The sequence below is a fragment of the Bradyrhizobium sp. Cp5.3 genome, from assembly GCF_000426265.1.
Classification (GTDB): Bacteria; Pseudomonadota; Alphaproteobacteria; order Rhizobiales; family Xanthobacteraceae; genus Bradyrhizobium; species Bradyrhizobium neotropicale.
This window is the reverse complement of the sequence record NZ_AUFA01000002.1, coordinates 398,107-419,485: the sequence shown is the minus strand read 5'-3', so window position 1 is coordinate 419,485 and position 21,379 is coordinate 398,107. Positions and strand designations below refer to the sequence as shown.

Below are 21,379 nucleotides of genomic sequence, written 5' to 3'. Positions count from 1 at the left end.
TTCCCTTCAGCATCGGTTCGGTAGCTTCAAGGTGCTTCCAAAGTCAGGGATTGCTGCGTCGCATCAGGAATTTAGCCATAATGCCCAATTACTTGGTAATGGAACTGCGCTATAGGGATTCCGGGGAACAGGCCCGCGCGCACCAGCTGGGCCAAGAGGGGATTCCGGGTCACCAATAGCCATGACGTCCATTACGACCTCGGCGATCGATACGCCTGCGCGGCGCTCGATTGAACGGACTTGCGATGATCTCGCCATGCTGGTGCTGGCGATGGTCAGCGTCATCGCGGGCCTGACGTTCCGCGACTATGGGCTCGGCTGGGACGATTACACCCACGCCGAATATGCCGACCTCCTGCTGCGCCTGTTCGGTTCCGGCTTCAAGGACACCGCGGCGCTGTCCTTCGCCAACCTTTATATGTATGGCGGCGGCTTCGACATGGCAGCCGCTCTCCTGCACAAGATCCTACCGCTCGAGCTGTTCGAGACGCGCCGTCTGGTCGGCGCGATCGTCGGCGTCATCGGACTTGCCGTGACATGGCGGCTCGGCCGCCGCATCGGCGGACCGCTCGCAGGACTTGCGACGCTGCTCCTGCTCGCGCTCTGCCCGATCTTCTACGGCCACATGTTCATGAACCCGAAGGATGCGCCCTTCGCGGTGGCGATGATCATCCTGATGCTGGGCCTGGTGCGGCTCGCCGAGGAATATCCGCAGCCCTCGCCGCGCACGATCCTGATCGTCGGCCTCGGGGCCGGCCTGTCGATCGGCACGCGCATTCTCGGCGGCCTCTCGCTCGTCTATGCGATGATCGGTTTCGTGCCGCTTTTCATGGAAGAGCTGCGCATCGAAGGCGCGCGCGAAGCGGTCCGCCGCTTCGCCCATGTCGTCTATGTGCTGCTGCCCGGCCTCGTGCTCGGCTATCTCGTGATGGGCCTGATCTGGCCATGGTCCATCATGCAGCCCGGCAATCCCTTCGAGGCCCTGACCTATTTCTCGCACTTCTTCGAAAAGCCCTGGAAGGAGATGTTCGACGGCGCGATCGTGTCCGTGCCCGACATGCCCTGGTCCTATCTGCCGACGCTGTTCGCGCTTCAGCTTCCCGAGGTGATGCTGGTGCTGATGACCGGCGCCGTGATCGGCACCTTCGCCCTGCTGCCGCGCCGCGAGGTTCCTGCGCGTCGCAAGACCATTCTCCTGATGCTCACGCTCGCGGCAACACTGCCGCTGGCGATCGCGATGGTGAAGCGGCCGGCGCTCTACAACGGCATTCGCCATTTCGTCTTCGTGATCCCGCCGATGGCGGTGCTCGGCGGCGTCGCCTTCGCCTGGGCCATGGAACGCCTGCGCGCCAACCACCGCGCCTGGCAACCCGTCGTGCTCGCCACCTTCTGCTTCGGCCTTGCGCTGCCGCTCGCCGAGATGATCCGGCTGCATCCCTATCAATACACGCACTTCAACCACATCGCCGGCACCGTGCGCGCCGCCGACGACCGCTTCATGCTCGACTATTGGGGCCTCGCGCTGAAGCAGGCCTCGGACGAGCTGCGCGAGCAGCTGGTCGAGCGCCAGGAAGTGCCGCCGCGCAATCGCAAATGGAAGGTCGCGGTGTGCGGCCCGCAGCGGCCGGCGCAGGTCGCGCTCGGGCCCGATTTCACCATTGGCTGGGATTCCAATGCCGCCGATTTCGCGATGACGCTCGGCGAATTCTACTGCAAGGGCCTCACCGCCCCCGTCATGGTCGAGATCAAGCGCGACGACGTGGTGTTCGCCCGCGTCTACGATATCCGCGGCCGCAGCATTTCCAGCCTGCTGTCGATCCCGGCGCCGTAGTATTTTTTTCCGATCGGCCGTTGCTGCAGACGGAACGTCATCCAGGCTTCCGCAGCCCGGCTGGAGCGAAGCAAAATCCGGGACAGCAGGACTCCCCGCATGCCGCTCCGCTCCATGCGGGCTACGCTGAACTGCCGCGCTCTGGGCGCCTTGCCGCCGACATCGGCCGCGACTACCCTCCCTCCCCGCAACAACGATGTTCGGAGAGACCAGCCATGTCGCCAGCGGAAGCGCGCCTGAAGGAAGTGCCGTCGAACATGACGGAGGCCGAGTGGCAGCAACGGGTCAATCTCGCCGCCTGCTATCGCCTCGTGGCGCTGTACGGCTGGGATGATCTGGTCGACACCCACATCTCGGCACGGGTGCCGGGTCCCGACCATCACTTCCTCATCAACCCCTACGGGCTGATGTTCGACGAGATCACGGCGTCGAGCCTCGTCAAGGTCGACCTGCACGGCAACCAGCTCACCGAGAGCGAGTACAGCATCAACCCCGCCGGCTTCACCATCCATTCGGCGATCCACGAGGTGCGCGAGGACGCGATCTGCGTGCTGCATCTTCACACGCTCGACGGCACTGCGGTCTCCAGCAGCGCGGAGGGCCTCTTGCCGCTGAACCAGACCGCGCAGCTCGTCACCCACGACCTCGCCTACCACGACTATGAAGGCATCGCGCTCGATCACGACGAGCGGCCGCGGCTGCAGAAGGACCTCGGCGACCACAACCACATGCTCCTGCGCAACCACGGCACGCTGACGGTCGGCCGCTCGGTCGCCTCCGCCTTCGAGCGCATGTATCACCTCGAGCGCGCCTGCTCGATGCAGGTGCGCACGCGCGCGTTGGGCACGCCGGTCTATCCGGTCGACGAGGTCGCGATCGACAAGAACACCGAGCTGTTGTCCAACCGCGATCGCGCCGAGCTGCGCGCCACCAACCTCGTGTGGCCGCCTCTGCTGCGCAAGCTCGACCGCGCCAACCCGGGCTACCGGACTTGAGATTTTCGGGAATTGCTGTAGAGTAGCCTTCAACTACCTCTGCACGATTTGGAATGGAACGCCGTCCAATCCCGGGCGGCGTTTTTATTTTGTGCGCTCTTCGTCGGGTCGGCAAAGCGAAGCGTAACCCACTACTTTTGTCGCCGCGCGAGAAGAGGTGGGTTACGCCTAGCGGACTGCGCTTCGCGCAGCCGCAGGTCTAACCCACCCTACACACGGCGCCCTATTTCACATCCGCCAGCGCGGCGAGGATGCGGGCCCAGGAGCGGATACCCTTCTGGAAGCTCTTCAGGTCGTACTTCTCGTTCGGCGAGTGGATGTTGTCGTCATCCAGCCCGAAGCCGACCAGCAGCGAATCCAGCCCGAGCGTGCGCTTGAAGTCGGCGACGATCGGGATCGAGGCGCCTGAGCCCATCAGCACGGTCTCCTTGCCCCATTCGTCGGTCAGCGCCTTGCTGGCGGCGGCGAGCGGCTTCATGTTCCAGTCGAGCGCGACCGCGGGCGCGGCGGAATGGTCGCCGAACTCGACCTTGCAATCCCCCGGAATCCGCGCCGACACGTAATCGCGGAAGGCCTTGCGGATCCTCGCGGGATCCTGCCCCTGAACCAACCGGAACGACACCTTCGCCGACGCGTGCGACGGAATCACCGTCTTGGAGCCTTCACCGATATAGCCGCCCCAGATGCCGTTGACGTCGCAGGTCGGACGCGTGGACGCCTGCTCGACCAGGAGCCTGCCCTTCTCGCCGGCCGGAATCGACAGCCCAACCGGCTTGAGGAACGTCTCCGGCGTGAAGGCGAGCTTCTTCCACTGCTCCAGGACGTCCGGCGGCGTATCCTTCACACCATCATAGAAGCCGGGAATGGTGATGCGGTTGTCGTCGTCGAACAACCCGCCGAGAATTTTGGTCAGCAGGCGGATCGGATTCATCGCGGTGCCGCCGAACACGCCGGAATGCAGGTCGCGATTGGCGGCGGTGATCTTCACCTCTTCATAGAGCAGGCCGCGCAGCGACGTCGTGATCGCCGGCGTGTTCGGGTCCCACATGCCGGTGTCGCAGACCAGCACATAGTCGGCCTTGAACTCGTCCTTGTTGGCTTCGATGAATGGCACGAAGTTCTTCGAGCCGACCTCCTCCTCGCCTTCGATCAGGAAGGTGATGTCGATCGGCAGCGAGCCCGTCACCTTCTTCCAGGCGCGGCAGGCCTCGACGAAGGTCATCACCTGCCCTTTGTCGTCCTCGGCCCCGCGCGCGACGATGATCTTGCGGCCATCGGCGTGATCGGTGACGACGGGCTCGAACGGCGGTCGGTGCCAGAGATCGAGCGGATCGACCGGCTGCACGTCGTAATGGCCATAGAACAGCACATGAGGCCGCCCGCCCACCTTGCTTCTGCCGAAGACGGCGGGATGACCGGCGGTCGGCCGGACCTCGGTCGCGACGCCGAGGCTTGCGATGTCCTTGGCCAGATGCTCAGCCGCGGCCTTGCAATCCATGGCGAAGGCCGGATCGGCCGAGATCGACTTGATCCGCAGCAGCGCGAACAGGCGCTCGAGGCTGTTGTCAAAATCCTTGTCGATATGGTCGAGCACGGACCGGAGCTGCGCGTTGGACATTGGCGTGTTCCTGATTGCGGGCCTGCGGTTTTAGCCCTGCTGCGGCGCCGGGACCAGCGCAACGGGCGGATGGCGGATGTGCCAAGCGAGCGCACCAGCGAGAACAGAAGCTGCCACGAAATTGTTACCCCAGGCCTGGATCACCAGCGGAAAGAGCGGCAGCGACAGCAGCATCAAGATTCCCGCAGCGCCCAGCGCGATCCAGGTTCCCAGCCTGACACTCGGCCTTTCGTCAAAGGCGGCGCGATGCATCAGCACCGTCATCGGGAAGAACAGCCACATGAAGTAGTATTGCCGCGCCAAGGGCGAGGCGACTGTCATCAGGCAGAAAAGGATGCCCAGCTCCTCGGCATCCGAGCGCGCGGTTCGCCGCCGCTGCGACGGCATCACGGCGAGGAAGCCGAGCCCGAGCGCGACCGAGACCGCGAGCACGATCCAGTTCGCCGTCTTGTAGTCGACGTCGATGACATTCATCGTGCGCGGCGGCTTGGCGGGATCGTCCTGATTCCAGTTGATCGGTCGCACCAGCCGATGGGTCATGGCAATGACGGACTGGTTGACCCACGACCAGTTCTGCTCGTCGCGCTGGCCAAAACCCTTTTCGGAGCTCGAGCCGACCATGCCCTGATACCACGTCTTCAGTTCGGCCGCGTTGCGCTCGAAGCCGCGAATGGGCCCCGGCACGGCATAGAGAAGGATGCCGGTGAAGGCGATCATGCTGACAACGGCAGCCCACTGCCGCCGCCAGACGAGATAAGGCAGCACCGCGACCGGAAACACCTTGATGGCGGTGGCGAGCGCGAACATGAAGCCCGCGAGCCAGGACCTCTGGTGCTGCAGGCTCCAGAAGCCGTAGAGCATCATCGCCAGCAACAAGAGGTTCGGCTGGCCGAGATCGAACATGTCGAACACGAAGGTCACGGTGACGACAGCCGGCAGCGCCTCCAGCCAGCGGCCGGGCGTGCGGCCGGAGCCGGTCATGGCATTCGAGAATATCCCCGTGTACCACCACGCCACCGCGTTCAGGATCGACAGCACGACGTAGAGTGGAATCCTGCCGAACCAGCTCGGGATCGCGAGCAGGATCGCCGGCAGCGGCGGGTAGATGTATTCGAACGGCTGCGTGACGTCGGGATAGAGCGCCCCGCCCTGCAGCACCTGCTGGCCGGCCCAGTACCACAGCCCATAGTCCTTGGTCTTGCCGTGGCCGAATATCTCGGGGACCAGCACGTCGGCGGTCAAGAGGACGCAGCAGAACAGGAAAAGCAGATCGAGCGGAGCGCGTAGCGACGGACGTCTGAGCGCGCCAAGCTTATCGGGAGAATGGGTCGCGGTCACAATGCCTTCGATCTGCAGCCAGCAAGGTGTCGATATATGTCTATTAAAACTCCGGCCGCAAGTAGATCCCTCTCCCGGCTGGCGGGTAGAGGCGAATTACGGCGGCATAAAGAGTCGCTTCAAAAAATGTCCGACCCTGCCTACCGGCGCAGCAATCCGCCGAGGGCGCCGCGAACGAGCGCGCGGCCGACCGAGCTGCCGAGCTGGCCGCCAACCGACTTGCCGAGGTCGGCCACGACGCCGCCGACCACCTTATCGGTGACCGTGCGCGTCACGTCGCGCGCGATGCGCTGGCCGGCTGTCAGCCGGCCGCGTCCGGTGTTGGTGCCGAAGATGGTGCCGACGATCGAGCCGATCTGGCCGAGGATGCCGCCGCCCTCGCCTCCCGTGCCGTCCGCCGTCGGCGCGGTGCCGGCGATGCGCTTCTGCAGGATCTCATAGGCGGATTCGGAATCGATCGCGGTGTCGTATTTGCCCTTCACGGGGCTTGCATCCATGATCGTCTTGCGCTCCTCCGGCGTGATCGGTCCGATGCGCGCCGATGGCGGCCGGATCATCACCCGCTCGACCATCGCCGGCGTGCCATTGCCTTCGAGGAAGGACACCAGCGCCTCGCCCTTGCCGAGCTCCATGATTACCTTCGCGGTGTCGAGCTTCGGGTTGGGCCGGAAGGTCTGCGCGGCGGCGGCGACCGCCTTCTGATCACGTGGAGTGAAGGCGCGCAGCGCATGCTGCACCCGGTTGCCCAATTGCCCGAGCACGCGATCGGGCACGTCGATCGGATTCTGCGTCACGAAATAGACGCCGACGCCCTTTGAGCGGATCAGGCGCACCACCTGTTCGATCTTGTCCATCAGCGCCTTCGGCGCGTCATTGAACAACAGATGCGCCTCGTCGAAGAAGAACACCAGCTTCGGCTTGGGCAGGTCGCCGGCCTCCGGCAGCTCCTCGAACAGCTCCGACAGCATCCAGAGCAGGAATGTCGCATAGAGCCGCGGGCTCTGGAGCAGCTTGTCGGCAACGAGGATGTTGACCATGCCGCGTCCGTCGCGGTCGGTCTTCATGAAGTCCTTCAGCGTCAGCGCCGGCTCGCCGAAGAACTTGGTGCCGCCCTGGTTCTCGAGCACGAGGAGCTGGCGCTGAATGGTGCCGACGGTGGCCTTGGTGACGTTGCCAAAACCCTGGGCGGCTTTCCTGATGGGCGCGAGCGGATCCTCCTCCGCGTCCGGCCCCTTCTTGCCGCTGTCCGGCACGATCGCGTCCAGAAGCGCTCGCAAATCCTTCATGTCGATCAGGGCGAGCCCGTTGTCGTCGGCAACACGGAAGGCGACGTTGAGCACGCCTTCCTGCACGTCGTTGAGATCGAGCATCCGCGCCAGCAGCAGCGGCCCCATCTCGGTCACGGTGGCGCGGACCGGGTGGCCCTGTTCGCCGAACACATCCCAAAACACTGTCGAGAACTGGTCCGGCTGGAACGTCAGTCCCATGTCAGCGGCGCGCTTGAGAATGAAGTCCTTTGCCTCGCCGACCTCGGAGATGCCGGAGAGGTCGCCCTTGATATCGGCTGCGAACACCGGAACACCGGCGCGCGCAAATCCTTCCGCCATGACTTGCAGCGAGACCGTCTTGCCGGTTCCGGTTGCACCGGTGACGAGGCCGTGGCGATTGGCGAGTGCCAGCGTCAGCCAGGCTGGCTCGTTTCCCTTGCCGACGAAAATCTTGTCGTCGGTATCGCCGAGCTTGCTGTCCTGTGCCGTCATAAGTCTCTTGCCTCGTTTGCCTCGGCATGTTCGCGTATTAAAGCGCAAACGCACCAGTTCCGTAGTTTAACGCATGTTGTGAGCCGATTAAAACGGTTCAACGCGCCGTTCGTATGCGACATTGTCGGAAGATGAGTGCATCTCATCCGCCAAAAGTCGGAATGACCAGTTCGCACCGCGGCAATTTTTCGCTGATTCCATCTCCGCTCTTGCATTGCTGCAACACTTTTCGCGCGATTGGAGATGAATCGCGACGCCGCCTGCGTTCGTCGCTTGAATTTCGCATCGCACCGGCTCAAGATCATTCCCGAAAATAAAACTCCGGCATGTGAACCGGCTGAGGGGCAGGCCATATGGACGAGCTGATCGGACGGCTGGCGACAAACGCCAGCATCGATAGTGCTGTCGCTGAAAAAACCGTCGGCATTATCCTGGGCTTCCTCCGCAGCGAGGGGCCTTCCGATAGCGTCCAGGCGCTGATCGAACAGATTCCAGGCGCAGAAGCGGCGATCGAGGCGTCCAAGAGCGGCGGTGGACTGTCGCGACTGATGGGCGGCGGCCTCATGGCGGTCGGCACGCGCCTGATGAGCCTGGGGCTCGGCATGTCCGACATCCAGAAGGTCGCCCGTGAACTTTTTCGCTTCGGCCGAGACAAAATCGGAGCGGATCAGATGGGCAAGATCATCGCGGGGACGCCGGGCCTCAGCCAGTTCGCCTGAAGCGCGCAGTGCATCGAGTAGCATGACATATCCCATCTCCGAGATTGAGGGTCTGCCGGCCTTCGCCGCCAGCAAGCTGAAGGCGCAAGGTATCCGCACCACCGACGCCCTGCTCGAAGCGGCGAGCACCGCCAAGGGCCGCAAGACGCTTTCCGCCAAGACCGGCATCAGCGAGCAGCAATTGCTGGAATGGGCCAACGTCTCCGACTACATGCGCATTCCCGGCATGGGCAGGGCCAAGGTCGGCCTGGTCCGTGCGGCCGGCGTCACCACCGTGCGCGAGCTCGCTTATCGCAACCCGACGAGACTGGCCCAGAGCATGCGCGAAGCGAACGAGAAGAAAAAGCTCGTCCGCATCCTGCCGTCGGAAAAGTCGGTCGGCGACATCATCGCCAAGGCCAAGAAGCTGGCGCCGAAGATTACATATTAGAGCCAACGCTCGCAGTATACGAACGTGGGCAACGGCCCTCGCGATCGTCGTGAAGCACCCAAGCATCCCCAACATCATGGCCGGGCTTGACGACGGAGCGTATGGCGGCAAATACCATCCAGATCGTCATTGCGAGCGCAGCGAAGCAATCCCGGGTCTTTCCGCGGTGAGTGTCTGGATTGCTTCGCTGCGCTCGCAATGACGGAGCCAGGGTACCCCATCCGTCTTGACTCCCCCTGCCCGACCGCGCAAATCGGGCCGCATGAACACCTCGCCCTCCCCATCCGTCGCGCCGGCCGCCTCTGCCGGGCTTGGTGTGCTGCGGACGCTGCTCGGACGGCCAATCCCGGCGGTGATGGGCGTGCTCAACGTCACCCCGGATTCCTTTTCCGACGGCGGGCAGTTCATCACGCCCGACCTGGCGCTGGCGCGGGCGCGGGCAATGATCGCTGATGGCGTCGACATCATCGACATCGGCGCCGAATCCACCCGCCCCTACAAGGGTGCCCAGCCGGTGACCGCGGCGGACGAGCTCGGACGCTTGAAGCCGGTGCTGGCCGGGGTGGCGGCGCTCGGCGTGCCCGTGTCGATCGACAGCATGAAGGCAGAGGTCGTGGCTTTCGCGCTCGACCAGGGCGCTGCGATCGCCAACGATGTCTGGGGCCTGCAACGGGACGCCGGCATGGCGCCGCTGATCGCCGCGCGAAATGTCCCCGTCATCGTCATGCACAATCGCGACAGTGTCGATCCCGCCATCGACATCGTGCAGGACATGATCGCATTCTTTCAGCGCTCGCTCGACATCGCGGCGAAGGCCGGCATCGCGCGCGACATGATCGTGCTCGATCCCGGCATCGGCTTCGGCAAGACGCCCGAGCAGAGCATGACGGCGCTGGCGCGGCTCGACGAACTCGGCACGTTCGGCCTGCCGATTCTGGTCGGCGCCTCGCGCAAGCGCTTCATCGCCTCGGTGTCGCCGTCGGAGCCGCAGGAGCGGCTCGCCGGCTCGATCGCCGCCCATCTCCTTGCCGCACAGCGCGGCGCGAAGATCATTCGCACCCACGACGTCGCCGAGACCCTGCAGGCCTTGCGTGTCGCGGCCGCAATCGAGAGCAAGCAATGACCGATACGATCTTCGTCACCGGCCTGTCGATCCATGCCCGCCACGGCGTGATGGACCACGAAACCGAGGTCGGCCAGCGCTTTGTGATCGATCTCGAACTCTATACCGACCTGTCGGAGCCGTCGCGCACCGACCGGCTCGCCGATACGGTGTCTTACGCCGAAGTCGTGGCGACCACGACGGCAGCGTTCAAGAACACCAACTACAAGCTGCTGGAGCGCGCGGCCGGCGCGGTCGCCGACGCCATCCTGTCGCACTTCCCGCGCATCCGCGCGGTGAAGGTCACCGTGCACAAGCCGCATGCCCCGATCGCGGCGATCTTCGACGACGTCGGCATCATGCTGACGCGGTCTCGGCATCCCTGATGGCGAGCGCCCTGATCGCACTCGGCGGCAATGTCGGCGATGTCCGCGCGACGTTCAAGAAGGCGATCGGCCATATCTGCGGCATGGCGCAAGCCGCGCTGATCGCCCGCTCGGCGGATTATGCGACCCCGCCCTGGGGCGACGAAGACCAGGATCCCTTCATCAACGCCTGCATTGAGATCGAGACGAGCCTCGATCCGCATGCGCTGCTGTTCGTGCTGCAGAAGGTCGAGCAGAAATTCGGCCGCATGCGGACCCGGGAGCGGCGCTGGGGGCCGCGCACGCTCGATCTCGACATGATCGCCTATGACGATGTGTCGCTGCAGACGCCCGACCTGACGCTGCCGCATCCGCGCCTGTTCGATCGCGCCTTCGTGCTGGTGCCGCTCGCCGAAATCGCGCCGGACCGCGTGATCGGCGGCATCCGTGTGCGCGACGGGCTGGCCAGCATCTCAACGCAAGGAATTGAGCGGCTTTCGGATACCGGCTAACAAGAAAACAACCGTTTGCAGGGACGGCTGGCCGTGGCAATTTCGCCGCCGAACAACAAGGATTTTTGGGACCTAATGACCTCCGTGACTGACGACCTGCCGCTTGCGGCCGAGTTTCCCAAGGCGCAGTACGAGGACTGGCGCAAGCTGGTCGATGGCGTGCTGAAGGGCGCGCCGTTCGAGAAGCTGGTCGGCAAGACCTATGACGGGCTCAAGATCGATCCGCTCTATCAGCGCGCCAAGGACGTGGCGCCCGTGCCAGGACGGCCGGCGGCGGCGCCGTGGCAGATCATGCAGCGGATCGATCATCCCGACGCCGTACTCGCGAACGCGCAGGCGCTCACCGATCTCGAGAACGGCGCCACGGGGCTCGCGCTGGTGTTCGCCGGCGGCAATGGCAGCTACGGCTTTGGCCTGGAACCGACCGCGGATGCCGTCGCAAAGGTCTTGAAAAACGTTCATCTCGATGCCGGCATCGGCATCGAGATCCAGGTCGGTCCGCAATCGCGGATGGCGGCGATCCATGTCGCCGAATACGTCAAGGGCAAGGGCATCGATCCCGCCGCCTGCGACATCCGCTTCGGGCTCGATCCGCTCGCGGCCGGCGCAGTGTGGGGCCACAGCCCCTACACCTGGGAGGAGATCGTTCCCGCCGTCACCGGCGCCATCAAGGGCCTCGCCGCGCTCGGCTTCAAGGGGCCGTTCGCATCAGGCGACGGGCGCGTGATCCATGATGCCGGCGGCTCGGAGGTCCAGGAACTCGCCTTCGTACTTGCCTGTGGCGTCGCTTACTTGCGCGCGATCGAAAGCGCTGGCGTTCCGCTCGAGCAGGCGCAGGGCATGGTCTATGCGCGGCTCGCCGCCGACGCCGACCAGTTCCTGACCATGGCAAAATTCCGCGCGTTGCGGCTGCTCTGGGCACGCATCGAGCAGGCCTGCGGTCTGACACCCAAGCCGCTGTTCATCGCCGCCGACACCGCCTGGCGCATGCTGACGCAGCGCGATCCCTATGTGAACATGCTGCGCGCGACCATTGCGACATTCGCCGCGGGGCTCGCCGGGGCCAACGCGATCACGGTGCTGCCGCACACGCTGGCGCTTGGGCTACCCGATCCCTTTGCGCGGCGCGTGGCGCGCAACACGCAGCTTCTGCTGCTTGAGGAAAGCAATCTCGCAAAAGTCTCTGATCCCGCGGCCGGCGCCGGCGGCATCGAGACGCTGACGGCGCAGCTTAGTGAAGCGGCCTGGGCGCTGTTCCAGGAGAGCGAAAGAGCCGGCGGCGCCTTTGCCGCGCTTCAGCAAGGTCTTTTCCAGGGCAAGGTCGCGGCCGCGCGCAAGGCGCGTGAGGCCAACATCGCAAAACGCCGCGACGTGCTGACCGGCGCCAGCGAGTTTCCGAACCTGCATGAGAGCGTGACGGTCGTGCTCAAGGCGACGCCAGTCGCGCTGCCGCCCTATGGCGAGCAGAAATACAAGTTCGAAGCGCTGCCGCCGATCCGGCTGGCGCAACCGTTCGAAGTGCTTCGCGACAAATCGGATGCGGCGTTGAAAGCGCACGGCACGCGGCCGAGGGTGTTCCTGGCCAATCTCGGCACACCCGCCGATTTCACGGCACGCGCAACCTTTGCGAAAAGCTTCTTCGAAGCCGGTGGAATTCAGGCCATCGATAGCGAGGGCTTTGCCGATCCGGCCGAGCTTGCGACCGCCTTCAAGGCCTCCGGCGCCGGGTTCGTCTGCCTTTGTTCCAGCGACAAGGTCTATGCGGGCCAGGCGGAAGCCGCGGCGCAGGCCCTGCAACAGGCCGGCGCAGCACATATCTATCTGGCTGGCCGTCCCACTGATGCCGAGGCGGCCGTGCGCGCGGCCGGCGTCAGCGGCTTCATCTTCGCAGGCGCCGATGCGCTTGCGACGCTGCAAGACGCCTATCGACGGATGGAACAGTGATGACCGAAGCAGGCAAACCAGTTCTCACCGGCGGCTGCCAATGCGGCGCGGTGCGCTTTGCGGTGACGGCGGCACCGACCCGGATCTCGATCTGCCATTGCCGCATGTGCCAGAAGGCGAGCGGCGCTCCGTTCGCCTCCTTTGCCGACATCAACAAGACCGATTTCGCCTGGACCAAGGGCTCGCCCTCGGCGTTCCGCTCCTCCTCGATCGCGGAGCGCGATTTCTGCCCGGCCTGCGGCACGCCGCTCAGCTTCCGTCGCATCGATGGCGACCGGGTCGAGATCATGACCGGCGCCTTCGATCACCCCGATCGGGTGGCACCGACGCGGCAGTATGGAACCGAATCCCGCCTCGGCTGGGTGGTTGGCATCGCCAATCTGCCGAGCCAGACCACGCAGCAGAATTACGGACCGGAGAAGATGGCGACCATCGTCAGCCATCAGCATCCGGACCATGATTAGCTTACGCGCTCACCTCTGATATGGTTGGAACCATGAGCCGCATTCCCAATTTCGCCGATGTCGCCTTCGAAAGGGCTGCGAGCGCCGCACCGACCGGCGGCGCCGAGCCCTGGCTGACGCCCGAGGGCATCCTGGTCAAGCCCGCCTATGGCGAGGCCGATCTTGCCGGCGTCGATTTCCTCGAGACGTTCCCGGGCGTCGCGCCCTACCTGCGCGGCCCCTACCCGACCATGTATGTCAACCAGCCCTGGACGGTCCGGCAATATGCCGGCTTCTCCACGGCGGAAGACTCCAACGCGTTCTATCGCCGCAACCTCGCGGCGGGACAGAAGGGCCTCTCGGTCGCCTTCGATCTCGCAACCCATCGCGGCTACGATTCCGATCATCCGCGCGTCGCCGGCGACGTCGGCATGGCGGGCGTCGCGATCGATTCCATCTACGACATGCGCACGCTGTTCGCGGGCATCCCGCTCGACCAGATGAGCGTGTCCATGACCATGAACGGCGCGGTGCTTCCGATCCTCGCGCTGTTCGTTGCGGCCGCGGGCGAACAGGGCGTGCCGCCGGAAAAACTCTCGGGCACCATTCAGAACGACATTCTGAAAGAGTTCATGGTGCGCAACACCTACATCTATCCGCCCGCGCCCTCGATGCGGATCATCTCCGACATCTTTGCGTACACCTCGCAGAAAATGCCGAAGTACAATTCGATCTCGATCTCCGGCTATCACATGCAGGAAGCCGGCGCGACGCAGGATCTCGAGCTCGCCTATACGCTGGCCGACGGCGTCGAATATCTTCGCGCCGGTCTTGCCGCCGGGCTCGACGTCGACCGCTTCGCGCCACGGCTGTCGTTCTTCTGGGCGATCGGCATGAACTTCTTCATGGAAGTCGCCAAGATGCGCGCCGCGCGGCTGCTCTGGGCAAAGCTGCTGAAACCATTCGGGCCGAAGGACCCGCGCTCGCTCTCGCTGCGCACGCATTGTCAGACCTCGGGCTGGTCGCTGACCGCGCAGGATGTCTTCAACAACGTGATGCGCACGACGGTGGAGGCAATGGCGGCCACCCAGGGCCACACCCAGTCGCTGCACACCAACGCGCTCGACGAAGCCCTGGCGCTGCCGACCGATTTTTCGGCACGCATCGCTCGCAACACCCAGCTCTTCCTCCAGCAGGAGAGCGGCACCACCCGCATCATCGATCCCTGGGGTGGCTCCTATTATGTCGAGCGCCTCACGCGCGACCTCGCCGCCAAGGCGTGGAGCCATATTCAGGAAGTCGAGGAGCTCGGCGGCATGGCGAAAGCCATCGAGGCCGGGGTGCCGAAGCTGCGCATCGAGGAGGCGTCCGCCAAGACGCAGGCGCGCATCGATGCCGGCAAGCAGGCGGTGATCGGTGTCAACAAGTACAAGCCTTCAGACGAAGTGCCGATCGAGATCCTGAAGGTCGACAACACCAACGTTCGCCGGCTCCAGATCGACAAGCTGACGCGGCTCAAATCCGAGCGCAGCCAGAAGGACGTCGACGCCGCGCTCGCCGCGCTGACGCGCTCGGCCGGCGAAGGCAACGGCAATCTGCTCGCGCTCGCGATCGACGCGGCGCGCGCGAAGGCGACCGTCGGCGAAATTTCGGACGCGATGGAGAAGGTGTTCGGCCGGCACCGCGCCGAGATCAGGTCCATCACCGGCGTCTACAAGCGGGAGGCGTCCAGCATGGGTAACCAGGTCGAGAAGGTGCAGGCGCTGATCGATGCGTTCGAGGAGGCGGAAGGCCGCCGCCCGCGCATCCTCGTCGCCAAGATCGGCCAGGACGGCCACGACCGCGGCCAGAAGGTGATCGCCTCCGCGTTCGCCGATATCGGCTTCGACGTCGACATCGGGCCGCTGTTCGCCACCGCCGACGAAGCCGCGCGACAGGCGGTCGAGAACGACGTCCACATCCTCGGCGTCTCTTCACTCGCGGCCGCCCATCTCACCGCCGTGCCGGAATTGAAGGCGGCCCTGAAGAAGCAGGGCCGCGACGACATCATGATCATCGTGGGCGGCGTGGTCCCGCCGCAGGATTATGACGCGCTTCATGCAGCCGGCGCCGAAGCCATCTTCCCGCCGGGCACAGTGATTGCCGACGCGGCCGAGGAGCTGATCCGCAAGCTCAACGCCCGGCTCGGGCATAGCGAGGCGGCGGAGTAGTTCACCGACGCTCGGCACTCTGCATCAAACCGGCAGGCCCGTTGCCGCGACCAATCTTCACGACCCGGTGTTCGCACCGGGCGTTCTGCACCGGTTCATCCTGTGATGTTATGCCGTGGCAGATGTTCGGCCGCCGCCCTGGCGGCCTTTCGGAAGGCGCATGAAAATTCATGAATACTGATGTGACACACCATCGTGCAACTGCGCGCGCAGGGCTGCTCCTGCACACGATCGCGATCCTCTCGGCTATCGCTGCGATCTCCACAGCCTCCCCCATCTACGCCGCCGATCCCAAGCCCGACGCCGAGATCAAGACCAAGAGCATCGAGGCGCGCGTGCTGCTCGACGACAGGATCAAGGCGGATGCAGCGCTGGCGGCGGATTGCCTCGCCGAAGGCAAGAAATGGCTCGACAAGAACGCGACCGAAGCTGCCACCTCGCGCAAGCAGGACCCGCAGTTCTTCAAGGACGGCGGCTGGGATTTCGAGCGCAAGTACACCATCCGCTCGGTCGTCGCCGACCGCTATGTCAGCGTCCTGCGCAATGACAACATGGATACCCACGGCGCCCACCCCAATTCCGACGTGAACACGATCCTGTGGGACAAGACCGAGAACAAGCGCATCTCGATCCGCCCGTTCTTCACCGAGACCGCCGACAACGGCCCGACCATGAAGGCGATGGTGAAAGCCGTGATCGCCTCGCTCAAAATCGAAAAGAAGAAGCGCGACACCAGCGAGACCGCGACCGACGAGTGGTTCAAGGACGTCGCGCCGAGCCTGCTCAAGATCGGCGCGGTGACGCTGGCGCCATCGACTGAGGCAGGCAAGACCTCCGGCCTCACCTTCCACTATCCGCCCTACGCCGTCGGCCCCTACGCCGAGGGCGAATATGTCGCCTTCGTGCCCTGGGAGACGCTGAAACCGTACCTTTCGGCGGAAGGCGCGCGCATATTCGGCGGCGCACGGCCGAAGGGCGATGAGGATGACGGTCAGTGACCACGCTTTGAGCTGCACGTTGTTGCTCACAAGGCAGTGGTAGCGCTACCTTGCGGCGGCGCTGCAAAGCCGACTAGAATGCCGCCATCGACAAGAGCGCCCGACATTACGGGCGCCGCTGGGAGGCATTCATGTCCAAGCTCACCCGCCGCGCTTTCGCGGCCTCGTCCGCTGCTGTCGCAGCATCCGCCGCTTTCGGTTTCAAGCCCGCGCTCGCGCAAGCCTATCCGGCACGGCCGGTCACCGTGATCGTGCCCTGGGGCGCCGGCGGCGGCACGGATGCCACCGCGCGCATTGTCGCAGCACTGCTGGAAAAGGATCTCGGCCAGCCCTTCAACGTCGTCAACCGCACCGGCGGGTCTGGCGTGGTGGGTCACACCGCGATCGCGACTGCCCAGCCGGACGGCTACACCATCGGCATGCTCACCGTCGAAATCTCGATGATGCACTGGCAGGGCCTGACCGACCTGACGCCGCAGAGCTACACCCCGCTGGCGCTGATGAACGAGGACCCGCCGGGTATCCAGGTCTCGTCCTCCTCGCCCTACAAGACGGTCAAGGACCTCGCCGACGCGATCAAGGCCGCGCCTCCCGGCAAGTTCAAGGCCTCCGGCACCGGCCAGGGCGGCATCTGGCATCTCGCGCTGGTCGGCTGGATGCAGGCGATGGGTTTGCCCGCCAACCAGGTGGCCTGGGTGCCCTCGAACGGCGCAGCACCTGCGATGCAGGATCTCGCCGCCGGCGGCCTCGACCTCACCACCTGCTCGGTGCCGGAAGCCCGCGCCATCATCGAGGCGGGCAAGGCGAGAAGCCTTGCCATCATGGCGCCCGCGCGCAATCCGATCTTCCCCGACGTGCCGACGCTGAAGGAGTCGATGGGCGTCAACTACGCCACCGGCGCCTGGCGCGGCATCGGCGCGCCCAAGAACCTGCCGCCGGAGATCACGGCAAAACTCACCGCGGCGCTGAAGAAGGTCTACGACTCCGCCGAGTTCAAGGATTTCATGAGCAATCGCGGCTTCGGCACGGTGTGGGGCGACGGCGGCCAGTTCGGCAGCTTCATGGACAAGGGTGACGCTCAGATGGGCGAAGCGATGAAGGCTGCCGGCCTGACGAAGGCGTAATCTCGCATCGGCTCACCGGGATGATCTCGGGCCCGCACACTCTGCTCACCTCTCCCCGCAAGCGGGGAGAGGGAGAACTTCTCTCATAGGACTCCTCACATGCGTCTTCCCGACTCCGTCACGGGATCGTTTCTCGTCGCACTCGGCGCGGCGGCGGCCTATGGCGGCTGGATCCTGCCGCCGGTGCCGGGCCAGCCGGTCGGCCCCAACGTGTTTCCGCTCGTGATCGGTGTGGGCCTTGCGCTGTGCGGGCTCGCGATCGTGTTCGGCATTGGCCATTCCTTCGAGGAGGAGGAAGAGCTGATCCCGATCGAGGACGGCCAGGCCGCAGCCGCGCCGCCACCGCAAAACAAGCTCTACAGCCTGCGCGCCTTGCTGCCGCCGGCACTCTTGCTGTTCTACGTCTTCGCAGCCGACCGGCTCGGATTCATCATCACCGCGGCGGTCATGGTCTACGTGACCTCGACCGCGCTCGGCGCGAAGTGGAAGCTCGCGCTGCCGCTCGCGGCGCTGTCACCCTTCGCCATCCACCTCATCTTCGGCAAGCTGCTGCGCGTGCCGCTGCCCGCCGGCCTGTTGCCGACGCCCTGGTGATCCATGCTGAAAACCCTGATTGATGCGTTCGCGCTGATCTCCACCTGGGAGGTCGTCATCGCGATGTTCGCAGCCTCCGTGTACGGGCTCGTCATCGGCTCACTGCCGGGCCTGTCGGCGACGATGGCGACCGCCCTGCTCGTCCCCGTCACCTTCTACCTGTCGCCGATCGCGGCGATCGCGACCATCGTCGCGGCCTCCTCGATGGCGATCTTTTCCGGCGACATCCCCGGCGCGCTCTTGCGCATTCCCGGCACGCCCGCCTCTGCCGCCTATGCGGACGAAGCCTACGCCATGACGCGCAAGGGCCAAGCCGAGCTCGCGCTCGGTGCCGGCGTGTGGTTCTCCGCGGTCGGCGGCATCGCCGGCGTGCTGTCGCTGATGATTTTGGCGCCGCCGCTGGCCGAGATCGCGCTGTCGTTCTCGACCTTCGAATATTTCTGGCTCGCGTTGCTCGGCCTGATGTGCGCGACGTTGGTGGCGCGCTCCTCGCCGGTGAAGGCGATCGCCGGCATGTTCATCGGCCTGCTCGTCTCCTGCATCGGCATCGAGAATCCCGGCGGCGTGCCGCGCTTCACCTTCGGCATCACCGATCTGTTCGGCGGCATCGAGCCGATCCCGGCGCTGGTCGGCGTCTTCGCGGTGGCGCAGGTGATGCGCGCGATGCTCACGCCCGAACCGCCGCCGCTGCCGCGGCGAAGGTTCGGGAGCATCATGGCCGGCCAGTGGTCGCTGACCAGGAAATACCACTGGCAGATGACGCGCGGGAACATCGTCGGCATCATCATCGGCGTGCTGCCGGGAGCGGGCGCCGACATGGCCGCCTGGGTCTCATACGCGATGTCGAAGCGCTTCTCCAAGGAGCCGCAAAAATTCGGCACCGGCCATGTCGAGGGCCTGGTCGAGGCGGGCGCCAGCAACAATGCCAGCATCGCCTCGGGCTGGGTGCCCTCGCTGCTGTTCGGCATTCCCGGCGACACCATCGCGGCGATCGCGATCGGCGTGCTCTACATGAAGGGGCTCAATCCGGGCCCGACGCTGTTCACCGAGAAAGCGTCGAGCATGTACGCGATCTATCTAATGTTCATCATCGCGAACATTCTGATGATCCCGCTCGGCATCGCCATGATCCGGGTCGCGGCCTACATCCTGCTGGCGCCGCGCTCCACCGTGATGCCGATCATCATGCTCTGCTGCGCGGTCGGCTCGTTCGCGATCGGCAACAACATGTTCGGCGTCGTCACCGTCGCCGCCTTTGGCGTGATCGGCTACGTGATGGAGGCAAACGGCTATCCCGTGGCCGCCATGGTGCTCGGCATCGTCATGGGCACCATGGTCGAGCAGGCCTTCGTCACCTCGCTGATCAAGTCCGACGGCAGCATCTTGCCGTTCTTCGAGCGCCCGGTTGCCGCGATCCTCGCCGCCATGGCGATCGGCGCGCTGCTCTGGCCGGTGATGGTGTGGGTGTGGCGGAAGGTGAAACCGGCACAGACGGCGGCGGCGGCAACATCGCGGTGATATGGGGCGAGCAGCCCTCGCCTGCCCCGCCGGGGCGTTGTAAAGCAGGGCATGACTGAGAAGAAGTCCTCGCTGGACACCCAATCCCTCGCACGCGACCTCCGCGCGGGTCACCGCGCCGCGCTGGCGCGCGCCATCACGCTGATCGAGAGCCGGCGCAGCGACCATCAGGCACTGGCGCGCGAGCTGGTGCAGATGCTGTTGCCCGAGACCGGCAAGGCGGTTCGCGTCGGCATCACCGGGTCGCCTGGCGTCGGCAAATCCACCACCATCGATGCGCTCGGCACCTACCTGATCGAGCAGGGCCACAAGGTCGCGGTGCTGGCGGTCGACCCGTCCTCGGCGCGCAGCGGCGGCTCGATCCTCGGCGACAAGACGCGGATGGCGCGGCTCTCGGCCTCCGACCACGCCTTCATCCGCCCCTCGCCGTCCTCCGGGACGCTCGGCGGCGTCGCTGCGAAGACCCGCGAGGCGATGCTGCTGTGCGAGGCGGCCGGCTTCGACGTCATGCTGGTCGAGACCGTCGGCATCGGCCAGTCGGAAACGGCGGTCTGCGACATGACGGACTTCTTCCTGGCGCTGATGCTGCCGGGCGGCGGCGACGAGCTTCAGGGCATCAAGAAGGGCCTCGTCGAGCTCGCCGACATGATCGCGATCAACAAGGCCGATGGCGACAATCTCAAGCGCGCCAACATCACGGCCGCCGACTATCGCGGCGCACTGCACATCCTCGCGCCCCGCTCCGAGCACTGGCACCCGCCGGTCGTCACCTATTCGGCACTGACGGGCAAGGGCATCGCCGAGCTTTGGCAAAAGATCCTGGATCACCGCAAGGCAATGGGCGCGTCCGGCGAGTTCGCGGCGCGACGGCGCGAGCAGCAGGTGAAGTGGATGTGGTCGATGCTTGAGCAGCGCATGCTGGCGCGGCTGCGCACCGAAGCATCCGTGCGCACGAAGGTCAGAAAGATCGAGGCCGAGGTCGCAGATGGTCATCTCACCCCGGCCCTCGCCGCCGAGCATATCCTGGAGTTGCTGCGATGAGTGCAAAGCTCCGCATCCTCCTCACGGGCTTCGGGCCGTTCCCCGGCGCGCCCTACAACCCGACCCAGCCGCTGGTCGCGCGATTGGCGCACCTGCGCCGTCCGGCACTCGATGATGTCGAGATCGCAAGCCACATCTTCCCGGTCACCTATGCCGCGGTCGACCGGCAACTGCCGGAGGTGCTCGCGAAGGTGAAGCCGGACGCGCTTCTGATGTTCGGCCTCGCAGCACGCACGCCCTTCCTCCGGATCGAGACCCGCGCGCGCAATGCCGTCACGATGCTCTGGCCCGACGCCGCCAATACGCGCTCGCGCAAGCGTGCCATCGCCGGCAATGCGGACGCGATGATGTTCGGTCCGCACACGGCAAGGCTGCTGCGCGCTGCACGCTTCACCGGCATCGACGCGCGGTCTTCTCGCGATGCCGGCGCCTTTCTCTGCAATTATCTGAGCTGGCGCGCGATCGAAGGCGTGAATGCCGGCGGGCCGCGGCTGGCGGCGTTCATCCACATCCCCCTGCTCGCGCGCAGCGGCGCGGTGCGGCGGAAGGGCGCGCCGCGCATCACGCTCGAGGAGCTCGTGGATGCCGGAGAAGCGATGCTGATGGAGATGCTGCAATTGGCGCGGAAGACGCGGAACACGCAGCCGTAGGGTGGGCAAAGGCGCGCTTGCGCCGTGCCCACGACGCATCCAGATCCGCGGCGACGACGGTGGGCACGCTTCCGCCTTCGCTCTTCGAGCTACGGCGGACAAGTCGCTTTGCCCACCCTACGGCACTACGGCACCTCGCTTGCGTAAACATTTAACCCTACCTCGAACAATCCTTCCGGTCCCGGCC

The 21,379-nt window shown here is 65.3% G+C and carries 18 protein-coding genes and 1 pseudogene; 16 read left to right on the top strand and 3 right to left on the bottom strand.

The features are described 5' to 3' along the window. Positions 1-181 precede the first annotated feature (181 nt). Positions 182-1,831, top strand: a complete 1,650-nt coding sequence (locus K289_RS0104915) for a glycosyltransferase family 39 protein (protein WP_027550472.1) — start codon at positions 182-184, stop codon at positions 1,829-1,831. 215 nt (positions 1,832-2,046) lie between these two features. Then, on the top strand, positions 2,047-2,826 hold the full coding sequence (locus tag K289_RS0104910; protein WP_027550471.1) for a class II aldolase/adducin family protein: 780 nt from the start codon (positions 2,047-2,049) through the stop codon (positions 2,824-2,826). A gap of 223 nt (positions 2,827-3,049) precedes the next feature. On the opposite strand, the gene K289_RS0104905 is transcribed toward K289_RS0104910, so the two are convergent. From K289_RS0104905 to K289_RS0104895, 3 genes and pseudogenes are all read right to left on the bottom strand, one after another. Continuing rightward, positions 3,050-4,444, bottom strand: coding sequence for a M20/M25/M40 family metallo-hydrolase (locus K289_RS0104905; protein ID WP_027550470.1), 1,395 nt, complete (start codon positions 4,442-4,444; stop codon positions 3,050-3,052). Beyond that, positions 4,392-5,782 (bottom strand): annotated as a pseudogene (locus tag K289_RS43890) (glycosyltransferase family 87 protein). Before K289_RS43890 ends, K289_RS0104905 begins: the two are co-directional and overlap by 53 nt. A gap of 140 nt (positions 5,783-5,922) precedes the next feature. Beyond that, on the bottom strand, positions 5,923-7,542 hold the full coding sequence (locus tag K289_RS0104895; protein ID WP_027550469.1) for a helicase HerA-like domain-containing protein: 1,620 nt from the start codon (positions 7,540-7,542) through the stop codon (positions 5,923-5,925). A gap of 353 nt (positions 7,543-7,895) precedes the next feature. Here K289_RS0104895 and K289_RS0104890 point away from each other — a divergent pair, with 353 nt between their 5' ends. From K289_RS0104890 to K289_RS0104825, 14 genes are all read left to right on the top strand, one after another. Continuing rightward, positions 7,896-8,261 carry a hypothetical protein gene (locus K289_RS0104890; protein ID WP_027550468.1) on the top strand — a complete coding sequence of 122 codons (366 nt, stop codon included), beginning with the start codon at positions 7,896-7,898 and terminating at the stop codon, positions 8,259-8,261. Positions 8,262-8,283: 22 nt separating this feature from the next. After that, positions 8,284-8,691, top strand: coding sequence for a DUF4332 domain-containing protein (locus K289_RS0104885; protein ID WP_027550467.1), 408 nt, complete (start codon positions 8,284-8,286; stop codon positions 8,689-8,691). Between the two features lie 262 nt (positions 8,692-8,953). Then, a complete protein-coding gene (gene folP, locus K289_RS0104880; protein WP_027550466.1) occupies positions 8,954-9,814 on the top strand; it encodes a dihydropteroate synthase in 861 nt (286 codons plus the stop codon). Next, positions 9,811-10,179, top strand: coding sequence for a dihydroneopterin aldolase (gene folB, locus K289_RS0104875; RefSeq protein WP_027550465.1), 369 nt, complete (start codon positions 9,811-9,813; stop codon positions 10,177-10,179). Before folP ends, folB begins: the two co-directional genes overlap by 4 nt. Further along, on the top strand, positions 10,179-10,670 hold the full coding sequence (gene folK / locus K289_RS0104870) for a 2-amino-4-hydroxy-6-hydroxymethyldihydropteridine diphosphokinase (protein ID WP_027550464.1): 492 nt from the start codon (positions 10,179-10,181) through the stop codon (positions 10,668-10,670). The genes folB and folK overlap by 1 nt, the downstream gene beginning before the upstream one ends. 75 nt (positions 10,671-10,745) lie before the next feature. Further along, entirely contained in the window at positions 10,746-12,614 is a 1,869-nt protein-coding gene (locus K289_RS0104865) for a methylmalonyl-CoA mutase family protein (RefSeq protein WP_027550463.1), read from the top strand. Further along, positions 12,614-13,078, top strand: coding sequence for a GFA family protein (locus K289_RS0104860; protein WP_027550462.1), 465 nt, complete (start codon positions 12,614-12,616; stop codon positions 13,076-13,078). The genes K289_RS0104865 and K289_RS0104860 overlap by 1 nt, the downstream gene beginning before the upstream one ends. 32 nt (positions 13,079-13,110) lie before the next feature. Beyond that, entirely contained in the window at positions 13,111-15,267 is a 2,157-nt protein-coding gene (scpA, locus tag K289_RS0104855) for a methylmalonyl-CoA mutase (RefSeq protein WP_027550461.1), read from the top strand. A 170-nt stretch (positions 15,268-15,437) separates the two neighbouring features. Then, a complete protein-coding gene (locus tag K289_RS0104850; RefSeq protein ID WP_084788550.1) occupies positions 15,438-16,265 on the top strand; it encodes an RsiV family protein in 828 nt (275 codons plus the stop codon). A gap of 131 nt (positions 16,266-16,396) precedes the next feature. Continuing rightward, positions 16,397-17,389, top strand: a complete 993-nt coding sequence (locus K289_RS0104845; protein ID WP_027550459.1) for a tripartite tricarboxylate transporter substrate binding protein — start codon at positions 16,397-16,399, stop codon at positions 17,387-17,389. Between the two features lie 99 nt (positions 17,390-17,488). Further along, complete coding sequence (locus tag K289_RS0104840) at positions 17,489-17,983, top strand: tripartite tricarboxylate transporter TctB family protein (protein WP_027550458.1); 495 nt, start codon at positions 17,489-17,491, stop codon at positions 17,981-17,983. A 3-nt stretch (positions 17,984-17,986) separates the two neighbouring features. Next, positions 17,987-19,501, top strand: coding sequence for a tripartite tricarboxylate transporter permease (locus K289_RS0104835; protein WP_027550457.1), 1,515 nt, complete (start codon positions 17,987-17,989; stop codon positions 19,499-19,501). Between the two features lie 51 nt (positions 19,502-19,552). Then, a complete protein-coding gene (gene meaB / locus K289_RS0104830; RefSeq protein WP_027550456.1) occupies positions 19,553-20,542 on the top strand; it encodes a methylmalonyl Co-A mutase-associated GTPase MeaB in 990 nt (329 codons plus the stop codon). Further along, positions 20,539-21,192 carry a pyroglutamyl-peptidase I gene (locus K289_RS0104825; protein WP_027550455.1) on the top strand — a complete coding sequence of 218 codons (654 nt, stop codon included), beginning with the start codon at positions 20,539-20,541 and terminating at the stop codon, positions 21,190-21,192. Before meaB ends, K289_RS0104825 begins: the two co-directional genes overlap by 4 nt. Positions 21,193-21,379 lie beyond the last annotated feature (187 nt).